Source organism: Flavobacterium sp. FlaQc-28 (assembly GCF_044007415.1).
Lineage (GTDB): Bacteria > Bacteroidota > Bacteroidia > Flavobacteriales > Flavobacteriaceae > Flavobacterium.
Map to the genome: position 1 here is coordinate 16,525 of NZ_JBIPCM010000006.1, position 15,144 is coordinate 31,668.

A 15,144-nucleotide genomic window follows, 5' to 3' on the forward strand; every position below is an offset into this window, starting at 1 on the left:
ATAAACTTTATATTTCGCGTAGTTTTTTTGCGGCAGCTTCTAGTGTTAAATTATCTTTGGCAAAGCAAAAACGAATTAATTTCTGGTCTTTATGATCAGAGTAGAAAGTTGAAATAGGAATCGCAGCAACGCCATGATTAATAATTAGATTTTTGCAGAAAGTTACATCATCTTCATCTGAGATAGCCGCATACGAAGCAACTTGAAAGTAAGTCCCTTCACATGGTTTCAATTCGAAACGGCTGTTTTGAAGCAGTTTCAGGAAATAATCTCTTTTTCCCTGATAGAATTTCCCAAGTAAATTGACATCAACAACATCTAAATATTCGCTGATTGCAGCTTGAGAAATACTGTTTACACTGAAAACCAAAAACTGATGTACTTTTTTGATTTCTTTCATTAAATGTTCCGGTGCAATAGTGTAACCAATTTTCCAACCTGTAATATGAAATGATTTTCCAAAAGAGGAAACCGTGATACAACGATCTAAAAGGAAGTTTTTTGTATGTGCCGAAATATGTTTCTCTTCAAAAGTAATGTATTCATAAACTTCATCAGATAAAACCAAAAGATCTGGATATTTTGAAAGTATTTTTTCTAGCTGAAGAAAATCAGCTTCAGTTAATATTTTTCCTGTTGGATTATGCGGATTGTTGATGATAATCATTCGGCTTTTCTGAGAACAGGCTTTTTCGATGGTCCCCCAGTTCGGAGTATAATCATCGTTTAGCGCCACACGAACGGGGTTTGCATTACAGAGTAAAACAGGTGATTCGTATGAATCATAACTTGGATCAAGAATGATTACTTCATCATTTTCTTTAACCAAAGCCAAAATCGATGTAAAAATTCCCTGTGTTGCACCAGCGGTAATCAAAAGTTCTAATTCAGGATTTATTGTTCTGCCGTAAGAACTCTGAGTCAGCTTGGCAATTTTGCTCATCAATGGCGGATAACCTGCCATTGGTGTATATTGATGCACATTTTCCTTTGATAATCTTGCCACTATATCTGTTAATCTTTCATCAACAGGAAAATTTGGAAATCCCTGCGAAAGATTTATAGCATTATATTCGGCTGCCATTTTTGACATTACCGTGAAAATACTGGTAGTTACGTTTGGAAGTTTACTCATGGTATAGTTTAACTATTTTAAAGTTATTGGGAGTGAATATAAAACTCTAACTTTTTTGCCGTCTTTTTCTCCAGGAGACCATTTTGGGCATTTTTTTAAAACTCGAATTGTTTCAATTCCTGTGTTATAGCCTGCATCTTTAAGGATTTTTATGTCAGTTAATGCGCCATCTTGCTCTACTATAAATCTTGCGTATATTTTTTTTCCTTTTAAGTCAACACCTTCGTCAGAATATTTAAAATTGTTTTCTACGAATTTATAAAATTTCTCAAATCCTCCCGGAAAAATTGGTTTTATGTCTATTTCTGCCGTATTGTAAACTTTGTTGTCACTATTCGTTGGAATAGGTTCTTCGATGATTAAATGCGAATCGAAATAAAGATTCTTGTCTTTAATACTGTCTGGTTCTGCATTTTTTGTTTCTGAAGTTTTTGTTTTAGAAACTTGTTTAGTGTTTTGAGATAACGCAGTTTGTAGACCGCAAATCAAAATCAGGATTAAAAGCTTTTTCATTGCGAGAACTTTTAAATTTACATTTTATGAATAATAAAAATAGTAGGGCGATTGTGCAAATCCACTTTCAATTTTTTCCAATCAGAAATACGCATTGTTTTAATAAATTCTGTTGGTAATGTAATGTCAGTTGCGATACATAAATGTGTTGACGGATTTACAATCTGCAAAATATCTTCAACCAATTTATTATTTCGATATGGCGTTTCAATAAAAATCTGTGATTGGTTTTTATCATGAGATAATTTCTCAAAATGTCTCAATGCCGATTTTTTCTCGTCTTTATCAATTGGTAAATAACCGTTGAAAGTAAAGCTTTGGCCATTCATTCCAGAAGCCATCATGGCTAATAGGATAGAAGAGGGGCCGACTAAAGGTACCACCTGGATTCCTTTTTCATGCGCCAATTTTACAATAACAGCACCGGGATCAGCAACGCCAGGACAGCCGGCTTCACTCATTAATCCCATATTTTTTCCTTCTAATAAAGGTTTGATAAAATCTAAATGTTCACTTGGTTCTGTGCGTTTATTAAGAGTGAAAAGAACCAATTCTGATTGTTTTTTTTCAGGATAAACCGCTTTTATTGATTTTCTTGCAGTTTTGTCATTTTCGACAATATAGTGATCTATAAGTTCGATACTTCTTCTAACGGTTTGCGGCAAAACATCCATCGGATCGCTTTCGCCCATTGTAGTTGGAATTAAATATAGTTTTCCTAGAAGTTTCATTTTGTGATATTTTATAGTTTAAAACAAAAAATGTATTTTAATTATTTATGAATAACTAAAATACAAATTAAATTATGAATGTTTTTTGATAAGTTTTTGGGCAATTATTTCAGATGCTTCGTCCAACATTTGATAAACATTATCAAATCCGTTTACAGCTCCGAAATAAGGATCTGGAACATCTACATTTTCATCTGGAAATAATTCATTCAGAATGAGATGAACTTTGTTTTTGTGTTCGGGAGTTTTGGCAAGATGAAGGACATCACGTAAATTGGAATTATCCATTACATAGATGTAATCGAATTCGTCAAAATCAGAAGTTTTAAATTGTCTTCCTTTTTGATTGTCAATACATAAGCCGTTTTTTTTAGCTACAGCAATAGAACGTTTGTCTGGCGCGTGACCTATATGCCATGATCCTGTTCCAGCAGAATCAACGATGAATTTATCATTAGGTAATTTTGAAGCTAATATTCCTTCAGCTAAAGGAGATCTGCAAATATTTCCTAAACAAACCATTAAAATTTTTACTGGCATGATTCGCGTTTATAGCGTTAGTTTTTTGTTGATGTCTTCGACAAATTTTTTGAATTGTTTGTCTGTAGAAACTAAGTTGTCAACAGTCTTGCAGGCGTGTAAAACAGTGGCGTGATCGCGGTCTCCAATTTGTGAGCCGATATTTGCCAAAGAAGCTTTGGTGAATTTTTTTGCAAAAAACATAGCCAGCTGCCTCGCTTGAACAACGTGCCTCTTTCGTGTTTTAGATTGAAGCGTTTCAATGTCAAGTTGAAAATAGTCAGATACAATTTTTTGAATATAATCGATAGAGATTTCTCTCTTAACGTTTTTAACGAATTTCTCTACAACACTTTTTGCCAGTTCAATAGTAACTTCTTTTTTATTGAAAGAAGATTGAGCAATTAACGAAATGATTGCACCTTCTAATTCTCTAACATTAGATTTAATGTTGCGAGCAACATATTCTATAATATCTTCCGGCATTTCAACTCCATCACGATATAAAATGTTTTTTAAGATTGAGATACGAGTTTCGTAATCAGGCTGATGCAATTCTGCAGATAATCCCCATTTAAAACGAGATAATAAACGCTGTTCAATATCCTGCATGTCAACAGGAGCTTTATCCGAAGTTAAAATTACCTGTTTTCCGTTTTGATGCAAATAGTTGAAAATATGGAAAAACACATCCTGAGTTCCTGATTTTCCTGATAAAAATTGAACATCGTCAATAATCAAAACATCGATTAATTGGTAAAAGTGAATAAAATCATTACGATTATTCTTTTTAACCGAATCAATATATTGTTGCGTGAAAATCTCAGCAGAAATATATAAAACCGTTTTTTCTGGATATTTATCTTTTACTTCTACACCTATAGCATGTGCTAAGTGCGTTTTTCCTAAACCAACCCCTCCAAAAATCAATAACGGATTAAATGAAGTCCCTCCAGGTTTGTTGGCCACGGCCATACCTGCAGAACGAGCTAAACGGTTTGAGTCTCCTTCAAGGAAATTATCAAAGCTGTAATTAGGATTTAATTGAGATTCAATTTTTAAATTTCTAATTCCAGGAATTACAAAAGGATTTTTAAGCTCTGGATTTAAGTTTTTAAACGGAGCATCAACCTCTTGTGGTTTCATTGGCACTCTGTTGGAACTTGGCAGCTGCTCGGTAAACGGCTGTTTATTTCCATAAGTGTTCTCCATTTTAATTTTATAGAGTAACTTTGCGTTTTTTCCTAGTTCTTTGGTAAGCGCAACTTTCAATAATTTTACGTAGTGCTCTTCGAGCCATTCGTAGAAAAATTTACTTGGTACCTGAATATATAATGCGTTGTCGGTTAGCTCAACTGATTTGATTGGCTCGAACCAAGTTTTATAAGCTTGATCTTGAATATTGTCTTTTATAAAGGACAAACAGTTTTCCCATACCGATTGAGCAGTTTTAGTCATAGATTCAGATAAGTTTTTTTATTATTGATAAAGATTCTCCTAATAAAAAAGGAGCAATTTTATTCCGTATTTCGGGATAACAAATATGTGAACAAATTTCTGTAAAAAAAAATATTTTGGGGTCTAATTTTATAAAAAAATGTTGTAAGGACGTTTTTGAAAGTTAATTTTTTTTTAATCTGTAAATAATGAAAAATCATCAAACGCAAGTGCGTGTTCGTTACTCCGAAACTGACCAAATGGGGGTCGTTTATCACGGGAATTATGTGCCTTATTTTGAAATTGGACGCGTCGAATGGCTTAGAAACAAAGGGATTTCGTATGCCAGCATGGAAGAAAGCGGAATTGGACTGCCAATTGTTTCGATGCAGATTAATTACAAAAAATCTGCGCGCTATGATGAGCTTTTAACAATTCATACCACCTTCAAAAGTCAGTCTTCTGTTAAGATTGAATTCGACTGCGCAATTTATAATGAGTCAAATGAGTTATTAACAACAGCAGTGTTTATTTTAGTATTTATTTCGTTAAAATCGGGTCGCCCAACTGCGCCTCCAAATTACATTTTAGAATTATTTAAAACACTTGAATAATTGTTAAAATGAGATGTGTTTTAATGTTAATTTATATAATTTTAATATCGATTTCAAACATTAAATCAAAAATGTCGAATACTGATTCGGCATTTTTTTTTCGCGTTTTTGTGATTATTTTGCCAATTGGAAGTCCAGAATCTTTATCCATTTCCATTTCTTGAGAGGTAATTTCAAGTTTTCTTTCCTTTATAACTCGCATTACTTTGTTCATGTTTTTATAATCGAACGAAATTAAAAAATGAACGTCAATTGTTTTTTCAATAATTTCGCAAACTTCTAATGTCATTTGCGCCGTTGTTCGATAAGCAGCTATTAAACCGCCGACACCTAATTTGGTACCTCCAAAAATACGAACCACAACTATAAGAACGTTTGTTACGCCAAAAGATTGTATTTGTCCATAAATTGGTGCTCCGGCTGTATTGCTTGGTTCGCCATCATCATTTGCTCGGTAGGAAATTTTTGGAGCTGTACCCAATTGATACGCATAGCAGTAATGTACAGCGTGTGGATGAAGTTTTCTTAAATTCTCAATTATTGGTTTTACCTCCTCCTCATTTTCTATAGGAAAAGCATATCCAAAGAATTTGCTGCCTTTTTCTTTAAAAAGCACTTCTTCAGATTCTGAGGCAATGGTTTGATAAGTATCGCTGTATTCCAAAATTAAAATTCTAATTTTTTTTAGTCACATATTAAAAGGATTCTCACAGATTTCTTCAAATAGAAAAAATCCTTCTAATCTGTGTATCCCGATAGCTATCGGGAGTGACTAAATATTTTTATAATATTCCTTTGTTAAATAAATCAACAACATCTTCTTGGCCAACTTGCAAATTCCAAACATGAAGACCTAATATAGCTGCAGCGTCGGTATTTTCTTTTTTGTCATCAACAAATAACGTTTGTTCAGGAATTAAATTATGCTCGTCAATTAAATGCTGAAATGAATTTGCATTTGGTTTTCGCTTTCTAATCTCGAATGAAAAATGTACTTTTTCAAAACAATTGTAAAAATCAGTATAAAATGGTACGCCGCTTTTTTTCTCGAAAGTCGCAATATGAATAGAATCAGTATTACTTAACAAAAACAAGCGATACTTTTTTGAAAGCTCTTTTAGAAAGTCTAATCGATAAGAAGGAAAATCAGCCAAAACAGCATTCCAAGCTTCGAGAATTTCTTCAATGCTTGCATTTGGAAGCTGTTTTTGAAAACCAGCTACAAAATCGTCATACGAAATATCTCCAGTTTCAAATAATAGATTTAAACGATCAAGATCAGCATTCCATTCTTTTAATCCTAATTTCTGTAATCCCGAAATAGTTCCTTGTTTGTCTAGATTGATAAAAATATCACCAAAGTCAAAAATTATAGTATCAATCATGATTTCTTATATATATTAATTCGTTGTTCTGAATATAAGTTTTCGCTTCATTCTTCTTTTTGAGTTCTGGTGCTTTTGTGCCTTTTTCAAATGTATTCTTTCCAATAAAAACTCGAGCTTCGTCCCAAATGTTTTTATCAATAAAGGATTGCAGTGTTTGTTTTCCGCCTTCAATAATTACAGATTGAATTTGATGTTGATACAAAACCGTTAAAACATTCTCAATCGTATTTTTATTAAACTCAATCTTTTCAAAAAGTATATTTTCAGTAGAAATAGTGTTATCTGATTTTGTGAAAATAATTGTTTTTACACTGCCATCAAAAACAAAACTGTCTTTTGAAATTCGGTTGTTTTGATCTAAAACCACACGAACAGGATTGTTTCCGAACCAATCTCTAACATTTAATTTAGGATTATCATCAATAACGGTTTGTGTGCCAACTAAAATTGCCTGCTCTTCGCTGCGCCATTTGTGAACTAATTGACGAGAAAATGTATTTGTAATCCAAACTGGTCTGCGTTCCTGATTAGTTTCTTTTTCAGGAGCTAGATAACCGTCCAGACTTTCGGCCCATTTTAGTATAATATAAGGTCTCTTTTTTTGATGAAAAGTAAAAAAGCGTTTGTTGAGTTCATTGCATTCGTCTTCTAAAATACCCACTACAACATTGGCACCGGCTTCAACAAGTTTTCTGATTCCGTTTCCGGCTACTTTTTCATTTGGATCAACAGTTCCTACAACAACATTCGGAATTTTATTTTCAATAATTAAATCACAGCATGGAGGTGTTTTTCCAAAATGACTGCAAGGTTCTAAGCTAACATAAATTGTAGCTTTTTTTAAAAGCGATTTGTCTTTTACAGAACGTACTGCATTTACTTCGGCATGTGGTTCACCGGCTTTTTTGTGCCAGCCTTCTCCAATAATTGTATTATTATAAACAATTACACTTCCAACCATTGGGTTTGGATACGTTGTTCCGAAGCCATTTTTGGCTAGTTCAATGCAGCGTCTTATGTATTTTTCATGTATATTCACCCTGCAAAAGTAGTTATTTTTGAGTTTAGTCTCAATAATGGTTTGGATTCGATTAGGGATCAAAAAAACTATTTTACATTTACAATAAGATTGAATAATATAAGGAAAATGAATAATTGGATTATAAGAAAAATTGAAAACAAAGACAATCAGTCGGTTGCGAAATTAATAAGATCTGTTTTTGATGAAATGGAAATTCCAAAAGTGGGTACCGCATACGAAGATCCCTATTTGGATTTAATGTTTGAAGAATACAGTAAACCAAATTCGGTTTATTTTGTAGTTGAAAACGATGGTGAAATTTTAGGTTGTGCGGGAATTGCTCCATTAGAAAATAGCGATCCAAAGATTTGTGAATTGCAAAAGATGTATTTTTTGCCTGAAACGCGCGGTTTAGGAATAGGAAGTATAATGATGGAGAAATGTTTAGAGCAGGCAAGAAATTTTGGCTTTGAAAAATGTTATATCGAAACAATGCCTTTTATGCACGCCGCTCAAAAATTATATAAAAAATCAGGTTTCGAATATTTAGATGCTCCATTGGGGTCTACTGGGCACGATTCTTGCCCTGTATGGATGTTGAAAAAATTATAAGTTTATGAAAAAAAGTGTTTTTGGTTTTCTTTTGATTTCAATTTTATTTTCTTGTAAAGATACTAAAGAAGCAAAGTCGGTAAAGAATACCGTAATTGCAAAAGACTCCGTAATTACAACTGCCGAAAGTAAAATTACAGCATCAGAAGAAGAATTTAAAAATGAGTTTAATATTCTGATACCACAAAACTACCGAACTTATGACAATCAAAACCCTGTAACAGCTTTAAATGATAAATGGATTGAGTTGTATCAGGAAAATGACGAGTATTTTTTAGGGAAATCTAATTTTAAAATTGAAAAAGGATACAGCGAATGTTCAGGTGATTCTCTTCTTTCAATTTTGCCTAAAAAGAAAGTTTTGCTATTGATGGATTATCCTGAATTGAAAACAGGGAAAGTAAAATCAATAAAAATTGAAGAGGATAAAATCTGGCCAAAAGAAAAGTTGAGTTTTATTTTTGGGAATCTTAATTACACTTTACGTGGAGAAGGAAAAGTTCTTTCGGAGGAACAAGTGAGTACTGACGATGATAAAATAGAGATTTTTAAGAAAGTAGAAGATTATAAACTGTATTTAACCGTTGGTAATAATCCAGAAAAACTGCTGTTGACCGAAATGTCGTTTAACGACACTTTTGTAGAATTGCTTTTTGCAGGAGATATTGACGGAGATGGAAAACTTGATTTTGTTTTTGGGGCAAATAGAAATTACGAAGAAGAACGAGTAATTTTGTTCCTTTCTTCAAAAGCTGAAAAGGGAGATTCAGTGAAGAAAGTTTCAGAAATAGCAGTGCAGTTTGACTGCTAATTAAAAAGATTATCTAATAAGAGATATATAAAAATGAAAATTAAACAATACCGGACTCAATTTATAAAAGAATTATCGCCTTTTTATGATGCATACGAAGCGGAGAGTTTTTTCTATTTGATTTTAGAAGACAAACATAAATTAAGACAAATAGATTTAGCATTAAATCATGATTTGACTTTTAGTGAAGCTGATTTTATAGTATGGAATTCAATATTGGAAGAATTGAAAAAAGAAGTTCCAATTCAATATTTACTCGGGAAAACGCATTTTTACGGTTTAGAGTTTGAAGTAAACGAAAATGTACTGATTCCAAGACCAGAAACCGAAGAGTTGGTCGAATGGGTTATCAACGAGAATAAAGCGATTGATAAAAAGAAGAAAATTAAAATTCTAGATATAGGTACAGGAAGCGGGTGTATTGCTATTTCACTGGCCAAAAATTTACCAAATGCAGAAGTTTACGCGATCGATGTTTCGAAAAAAGCACTTGAAACAGCAAAGAGAAATGCAATAAGCAATAAAGTTGAAATAATTTTTATGCTTAAGAATGTTCTGGAATTAGAAATTTTGAAATCAAATTATGATATAATTGTTTCCAATCCGCCTTACGTGCGTAATTTAGAAAAAGAAGAAATCAAGAAAAATGTTCTGGATTATGAGCCGCATTTGGCGCTTTTTGTTGAGGATAACGATGCGTTGATTTTTTATAGAAAAATTGCTGATTTAGCAAAAAAGAATCTTTTAGAAAATGGTCAGCTGTATTTTGAAATTAACCAATATCTTGGAAAAGAAATGGCGGACTTACTGGAGGAAATGAATTTTAAAAGTATCGAATTGCGAAAAGATATTTATGATAATAATCGAATGATTAAAGGCAATATTTAAGTGTTCAGTAATAGAATATTCTAATGAATCTTCATTGAATTGAACACTTGGTACTAAAAATTATTCGTATCGAAGTGCCTCAATTGGATCTAGCTGCGAAGCTTTGATTGCGGGATATAATCCAGAAACAATGGCAACCATAAAACTGGTTGCAAATGCTGCAAAAATTGCCATCCACGGAATCACAAATGCAAAACTCATTGCGGCAGCAAAAGCAAAACCTACCAAGATTCCTAATACAATACCAACTAAACCGCCAATTTGTCCTATTAATAAGGTTTCGATAAAAAATTGAACCGAAATAGTAACTTTTGTTGCACCCAGCGCTTTTCTAACCCCAATTTCACGCGTACGTTCCGTTACCGAAACAATCATAATATTCATCAAAGCAATTGATGAACCTAGAATAGTGATGATGCTTATAATCCACGAAGCCCATCCTAAATATTTGGTGATTCCAAGAATTCGATTAATTAAATCATCGCTTCGACCGATTCCGAAATTATTATCTTTAACCGGGCTTAATTTGCGAACTCTGCGCATAACACTTGTTGCATCATCAACAGCTTGATCTAGAAGCTCTTTTTTAGAAACCATTACACTCATTGTATAATTGATATTGGGAGCGGTAAATAAGGATCGCGCCACCTGAATAGGAATTAAAACGCGTAAATCCTGACTGTTTCCAAAAGTAGATCCTTTTTCTTTTAAAACTCCAATTACCTTAAAACGAGCGCCTCGAATTGAAATAACTTTGTCAATTGGGTTAACATCTTTCAGTAAACCTTTTTCAAAATCAGAACCAACAATACAGGTGTAAGTATTATTATCAATGTCAAATTGATTAAAAGATCTGCCTAAAGTCGTTTCTAAACCAGAATTAGAAATATAATGTTCATCGACTCCAATGATCGAAATTTCAGGATCAGTTTTAGTATCCTGAAATTTTACCTCTGCTTTTGATGTGGCAGTAAATGAAAGAGAAGTTTCGGTAAAAGGATATTTGTATTTGTTTTTGAAGGCAACAGCTTCTGGATAAGAAATAATTGGATTAATAACTTCACGTTCGTTTCCGCCGCGATTTCGAACCGTATTTGCATACTGTTTGATATTGAATGTGTTAGCGCCCATTGAAGCAAAATTGGTCGAAACAGTATTCTCGAGTGCAGTTACAACAGTAAGAATTCCAACCAATGCCGTGATTCCGATAGCAATAATTAATACAGTAAGAATGGTTCGCAATAATTGTGTTTTGATAGAACCAAAAGCAATTCGGATATTTTCTTTAAATAATTTTAGCATCATGACCAATTTGTCACGAAAATACGGTTTTTGTTACAAGTTTGTTTTCGAACACGTATTATTTATTTTAAAAAGTAAGATATTTGCAAACTTAATTAAGTCGAAAGTTGGAAAGTCATAAAGTCGAAAGACTAAAGAGCCAACAATCTAAAAAAAATCTAGAAATAAATTAATTTTAAAGGTTTATAATTTTAGTTCTCAAAGAAGTCTAAAATCTAAAATCTAAAATCTACAATCTAAAATAAAAAAGATGGCTTCAAAACCAAGTATTCCACAAGGAACAAGAGATTTTTCGCCTGCAGAGGTGTCAAAACGTCAATATATAATTCAGACGATAAAAAATAATTTTGAAAAATTTGGTTTTCAGCCCATTGAAACACCTTCGTTCGAAAATTCAGATACCTTAATGGGAAAATATGGAGAAGAAGGGGATCGTTTGATTTTTAAAATATTGAATTCAGGAAACTTTTTCTTCAATAAAAATAAAATTGAATTACCAGAATCTATAGCGTCACTTCAAGTTAATTCAGCAGAAACTATCGATCTTAATCAAAGAATCGAGCTGAATAAATTTACAGGAAAAATTTCTGAAAAAGCACTTCGTTACGATTTAACAGTTCCATTTGCAAGATACGTTGTACAGCACCAAAATGAAATTGAATTTCCTTTTAAAAGATATCAAATTCAACCCGTTTGGAGAGCTGATCGTCCGCAAAGAGGACGTTACAGAGAATTCTATCAATGTGATGCCGATGTTGTTGGCTCAAAGTCACTTTGGCAGGAAGTAGAATTGGTTCAATTATATGATACCGTTTTTACTTCTTTAGGATTAGAAGGTGTAACTATTAAAATTAATAACAGAAAAATATTATCTGGAATTGCTGAGGTTATTGGGGCTTCAGATAAATTGATAGATTTTACAGTTGCTCTTGATAAACTAGACAAAATTGGCGAAGACGGTGTAAAGAAAGAAATGATTGAGAAAGGTATTTCTGAAGAAGCATTGGTAAAAGTACAACCTCTTTTTAGCTTTACAGGAACATTTGCAGATAAAATTAAACAACTTTCAGAATTATTAGCGTCATCTGAAGAAGGAACAAAAGGAGTTGAAGAACTTAAATTTATTTGTGACAATGTGGCAACTTTAGGTTTGTCTACCGCAATTTTAGATCTTGATGTGACACTTGCCCGCGGTTTAAATTATTATACCGGAGCTATTTTTGAAGTTGCAGCACCAAAAACTGTTTCAATGGGTTCTATTGGCGGCGGCGGAAGATACGACGATTTGACGGGTATTTTTGGATTAAAAAACATGAGTGGTGTTGGAATTTCTTTTGGTTTAGATAGAATTTATTTGGTTTTAGAAGAACTGCAGTTATTTCCTGAAACCGTTGCGGCGACTTCAAAAGCATTGTTTATCAATTATGGAGATAATGAGGCTTTGTATGCTTCAAAAGCCATTCAAAAATTAAGAAAAGAAAATATAAAAGTAGAATTATACCCTGACAATGTGAAAGTGGGCAAGCAGTTTCAATACGCTGATAAACGTTTGATTCCATTTGCTGTAATTGCAGGAGATCAAGAAATCGCTTCAAATTCTTACGCACTTAAAAATTTAGTGACAGGAGAGCAGATTTCTGTAGATTTTGAAGGATTAAAAAATGCTTTGCTGAGTTAATACTTAACCGTAAAGAGCACAGAGTGTTATGTGTCGTTTTGCGAGGGTTTTGCTCTATATTGCTGGGATTAAAAGGAATTTCTTTTTAAATCTCTTCGTAAAATAGTTGCTGGTAAAGAAAAAAAACTTTTAATTTGCCGACCTTAAGTTACGGGCGTAGTTCAAGGGTAGAATAGCGGTCTCCAAAACCGTTGATGGGGGTTCGAATCCCTCCGCCCGTGCAATGTTTTTTTTCGCAAAAGACGCAAGGATTTTATCTAAGATACTATCAAAAAAAAAGTTCGCAAAGCTAAATCAATACGAAGCTTTGAGAACTTTTTTTTTGAAGTTAAGAGTAAAAATCTTAGCGTTCTTTGCGGCAAATTTTTCTCAAAAAGCATAAAAAAAAGCTTCGTCTCTACTATAAGGCGAAGCTTTTTTTAATATAAGGTAAACTTGAATTAATAATTATTTATGAGGCCGAAGCCAACCCTTAAATTCAATTTTGATAGGTAATAATTTAGTTTCCAATTTTGAACTCAAATTTAGCATAAACTAAAACGTAATAGTCTTAAAATTATACTAAATTTTAATTTCGAGATACGGTTTTTAAAACTCTCATAACTAATAAAGTGACAATTTGACATTTTATAAGATTTGGCAGTACTTTTGCAATCCAACAGAAAGAATAAAAAATGAAGTTTAAAAATATTTTTAAAAATAAAAGTAATATGACTACGGAAAATACAGAATTCGATCAGGAATTAGATGATGTAACGTTAGAGAACAATGCCAACGGTGAGCAGTTAATTGTTGAAGAATTAAGTGTTGAAGAGCAATTGGCTCAAGACTTGGCAAAAGAAAAAGATAAGTTTTTGAGATTATTTGCCGAATTTGAAAATTACAAAAAAAGAACTTCAAAGGAGCGCATCGATTTATTCAAAACGGCAAATCAAGACGTTTTGCAGGCAATGCTTCCTGTTTTAGATGATTTTGACAGAGCAACTGTAGAGATCAATAAATCTGACGATGAAAATTTGAAAAAAGGAGTTGAGTTAATTCATGAAAAATTGAAAAACACTTTGATTTCTAAAGGTTTAGAGCAGGTTGAGATTAAAGCAGGTGATGCTTTTAATGCAGATATTGCTGAAGCAATTACTCAAATTCCAGCTCCTTCAGATAAATTAAAAGGAAAAATTGTTGATGTTATTGAAAAAGGATACAAATTAGGAGATAAGATTATTCGTTTTCCTAAAGTTGTTGTTGGAAACTAAAATGCAAATAAAAATTTCAAATACATTTTTAGTATTTGGTATTTTAAAATTTGGAATTTAACCTAATTATGAAAAAAGATTTTTACGAAATACTAGGCATTTCTAAGAGTGCTGATGCTGCCGAAATAAAAAAAGCGTACAGAAAAAGTGCGTTGAAATATCACCCGGATAAAAATCCAGGCGACAAAGAGGCAGAAGAAAACTTTAAATTAGCGGCAGAAGCTTATGAAGTATTAAGCGATCCTAACAAAAAAGCAAAATACGACCAATACGGACATCAAGCTTTTGATGGTTCTGGCGGATTTGGCGGTGGTCACGGCGGTATGAATATGGATGACATTTTCAGCCAGTTTGGTGATATTTTTGGTGGTGGATTTGGCGGTTTCGGAGGCGGAGGCGGTGGTCCTCGTCGTGCTAAAGGAAGTAATCTTCGAATTAAAGTGAAACTAACTTTAGAAGAGATTGCAAATGGTGTTGAGAAAAAAGTAAAAGTAAAACGTAAAGTTCAAGCCAAAGGTGTAACGTATAAAACTTGTACTACTTGTAATGGTCAAGGGCAGGTAATGCGTGTTACAAATACCATTTTAGGAAGAATGCAGTCAGCATCAACTTGTCCTACTTGTGGAGGTTCTGGTCAAATTTTAGATAAAAAACCTTCTGAAGCAGATGCACAAGGAATGGTGGTAGAAGACGAAACAGTTTCTATCAAAATTCCAGCTGGTGTTGTTGACGGAATGCAGTTGAAAGTTTCTAACAAAGGAAATGATGCGCCAGGAAATAGTATTCCGGGAGATTTAATCGTTGCCATTGAAGAGTTAGAGCATGAATTCTTGAAACGCGAAGGCGAGAACATTCATTACGACTTATACATTAGTTTTCCAGAAGCTGTTTTAGGAGCTTCAAAAGATATCGAAGCAATTAACGGAAAAGTGCGTATTAAACTGGAAGAAGGAATTCAGTCTGGAAAAATCTTAAGATTAAAAGGAAAAGGAATTCCAAGTATAAACGGTTACGGAAGTGGTGATTTACTAGTTCACGTAAACGTTTGGACTCCAAAAACATTAAATAAAGAGCAAAAACAATTCTTTGAGAAAGCTTTAAACGATGAACATTTTGTACCAAGCCCGGAAAAATCAGAGAAATCATTTTTCGAGAAAGTAAAAGATATGTTTTCATAAACCGCACTTTTTTTGAAGATGTACATAAAATCAAAACCCATTCTAAACATAAATAGAATGGGTT

16 protein-coding genes and 1 tRNA gene are annotated in these 15,144 nt (G+C 33.0%); 8 read left to right on the forward strand and 9 right to left on the reverse strand.

Annotated features, from left to right (window positions below; all coding sequences use genetic code 11):
* Nucleotides 1-7 precede the first annotated feature (7 nt).
* The 5 genes from ACHRVL_RS15630 to dnaA form a co-directional block, all read right to left on the reverse strand.
* Nucleotides 8-1,135: a methionine aminotransferase gene (locus tag ACHRVL_RS15630; protein WP_395414228.1), complete on the reverse strand. Its 1,128-nt coding sequence runs from the start codon at nucleotides 1,133-1,135 to the stop codon at nucleotides 8-10.
* Nucleotides 1,136-1,147: 12 nt separating this feature from the next.
* Nucleotides 1,148-1,648 carry an energy transducer TonB gene (locus tag ACHRVL_RS15635; protein WP_395414230.1) on the reverse strand — a complete coding sequence of 167 codons (501 nt, stop codon included), beginning with the start codon at nucleotides 1,646-1,648 and terminating at the stop codon, nucleotides 1,148-1,150.
* A gap of 17 nt (nucleotides 1,649-1,665) precedes the next feature.
* Nucleotides 1,666-2,379, reverse strand: coding sequence for an SAM-dependent methyltransferase (locus ACHRVL_RS15640; protein ID WP_395414232.1), 714 nt, complete (start codon nucleotides 2,377-2,379; stop codon nucleotides 1,666-1,668).
* 72 nt (nucleotides 2,380-2,451) lie between these two features.
* Nucleotides 2,452-2,919 carry a low molecular weight protein-tyrosine-phosphatase gene (locus ACHRVL_RS15645; protein WP_395414234.1) on the reverse strand — a complete coding sequence of 156 codons (468 nt, stop codon included), beginning with the start codon at nucleotides 2,917-2,919 and terminating at the stop codon, nucleotides 2,452-2,454.
* Nucleotides 2,920-2,928: 9 nt separating this feature from the next.
* Complete coding sequence (gene dnaA, locus ACHRVL_RS15650) at nucleotides 2,929-4,356, reverse strand: chromosomal replication initiator protein DnaA (protein WP_065451227.1); 1,428 nt, start codon at nucleotides 4,354-4,356, stop codon at nucleotides 2,929-2,931.
* A gap of 188 nt (nucleotides 4,357-4,544) precedes the next feature.
* Between dnaA and ACHRVL_RS15655 the strand changes: the two genes are divergently transcribed.
* The gene (locus ACHRVL_RS15655; protein ID WP_089052871.1) at nucleotides 4,545-4,949 is read left to right on the forward strand and encodes a thioesterase family protein; all 405 of its coding nucleotides are present in this window, start codon (nucleotides 4,545-4,547) and stop codon (nucleotides 4,947-4,949) included.
* Nucleotides 4,950-4,980: 31 nt separating this feature from the next.
* Here the strand turns inward: ACHRVL_RS15655 and ACHRVL_RS15660 are convergent, their stop codons facing one another.
* The 3 genes from ACHRVL_RS15660 to ribD all read right to left on the reverse strand — a co-directional run bounded on the left by ACHRVL_RS15660 (nucleotide 4,981) and on the right by ribD (nucleotide 7,376).
* The gene (locus ACHRVL_RS15660) at nucleotides 4,981-5,613 is read right to left on the reverse strand and encodes an IMPACT family protein (RefSeq protein WP_395414236.1); all 633 of its coding nucleotides are present in this window, start codon (nucleotides 5,611-5,613) and stop codon (nucleotides 4,981-4,983) included.
* Between the two features lie 118 nt (nucleotides 5,614-5,731).
* Nucleotides 5,732-6,334 carry an HAD-IA family hydrolase gene (locus tag ACHRVL_RS15665; protein ID WP_395414238.1) on the reverse strand — a complete coding sequence of 201 codons (603 nt, stop codon included), beginning with the start codon at nucleotides 6,332-6,334 and terminating at the stop codon, nucleotides 5,732-5,734.
* The gene (gene ribD, locus ACHRVL_RS15670; protein WP_395414241.1) at nucleotides 6,327-7,376 is read right to left on the reverse strand and encodes a bifunctional diaminohydroxyphosphoribosylaminopyrimidine deaminase/5-amino-6-(5-phosphoribosylamino)uracil reductase RibD; all 1,050 of its coding nucleotides are present in this window, start codon (nucleotides 7,374-7,376) and stop codon (nucleotides 6,327-6,329) included. The genes ACHRVL_RS15665 and ribD overlap by 8 nt, the downstream gene beginning before the upstream one ends.
* A 108-nt stretch (nucleotides 7,377-7,484) precedes the next feature.
* Between ribD and ACHRVL_RS15675 the strand changes: the two genes are divergently transcribed.
* The 3 genes from ACHRVL_RS15675 to prmC are packed head-to-tail and all read left to right on the forward strand — an operon-like array spanning nucleotide 7,485 to nucleotide 9,669.
* Nucleotides 7,485-7,970, forward strand: a complete 486-nt coding sequence (locus ACHRVL_RS15675; protein ID WP_395414243.1) for a GNAT family N-acetyltransferase — start codon at nucleotides 7,485-7,487, stop codon at nucleotides 7,968-7,970.
* A gap of 4 nt (nucleotides 7,971-7,974) precedes the next feature.
* Entirely contained in the window at nucleotides 7,975-8,781 is an 807-nt protein-coding gene (locus tag ACHRVL_RS15680; RefSeq protein ID WP_395414245.1) for a hypothetical protein, read from the forward strand.
* Nucleotides 8,782-8,814: 33 nt separating this feature from the next.
* On the forward strand, nucleotides 8,815-9,669 hold the full coding sequence (prmC, locus tag ACHRVL_RS15685; protein ID WP_395414247.1) for a peptide chain release factor N(5)-glutamine methyltransferase: 855 nt from the start codon (nucleotides 8,815-8,817) through the stop codon (nucleotides 9,667-9,669).
* A gap of 60 nt (nucleotides 9,670-9,729) precedes the next feature.
* Here the strand turns inward: prmC and ACHRVL_RS15690 are convergent, their stop codons facing one another.
* Entirely contained in the window at nucleotides 9,730-10,974 is a 1,245-nt protein-coding gene (locus ACHRVL_RS15690; RefSeq protein WP_370432648.1) for an ABC transporter permease, read from the reverse strand.
* Between the two features lie 247 nt (nucleotides 10,975-11,221).
* Here ACHRVL_RS15690 and hisS point away from each other — a divergent pair, with 247 nt between their 5' ends.
* The 4 genes from hisS to dnaJ all read left to right on the forward strand — a co-directional run bounded on the left by hisS (nucleotide 11,222) and on the right by dnaJ (nucleotide 15,080).
* Nucleotides 11,222-12,649 (forward strand): histidine--tRNA ligase, encoded by a 1,428-nt coding sequence (hisS, locus tag ACHRVL_RS15695; RefSeq protein WP_395414250.1) that lies wholly within the window; start codon nucleotides 11,222-11,224, stop codon nucleotides 12,647-12,649.
* Between the two features lie 150 nt (nucleotides 12,650-12,799).
* Nucleotides 12,800-12,870 (forward strand) — tRNA-Trp (locus ACHRVL_RS15700).
* A 453-nt stretch (nucleotides 12,871-13,323) separates the two neighbouring features.
* Nucleotides 13,324-13,902 (forward strand): nucleotide exchange factor GrpE, encoded by a 579-nt coding sequence (locus tag ACHRVL_RS15705; protein WP_089052879.1) that lies wholly within the window; start codon nucleotides 13,324-13,326, stop codon nucleotides 13,900-13,902.
* Between the two features lie 68 nt (nucleotides 13,903-13,970).
* Nucleotides 13,971-15,080 (forward strand): molecular chaperone DnaJ, encoded by a 1,110-nt coding sequence (gene dnaJ / locus ACHRVL_RS15710; protein WP_089052880.1) that lies wholly within the window; start codon nucleotides 13,971-13,973, stop codon nucleotides 15,078-15,080.
* Nucleotides 15,081-15,144: the final 64 nt, after the last annotated feature.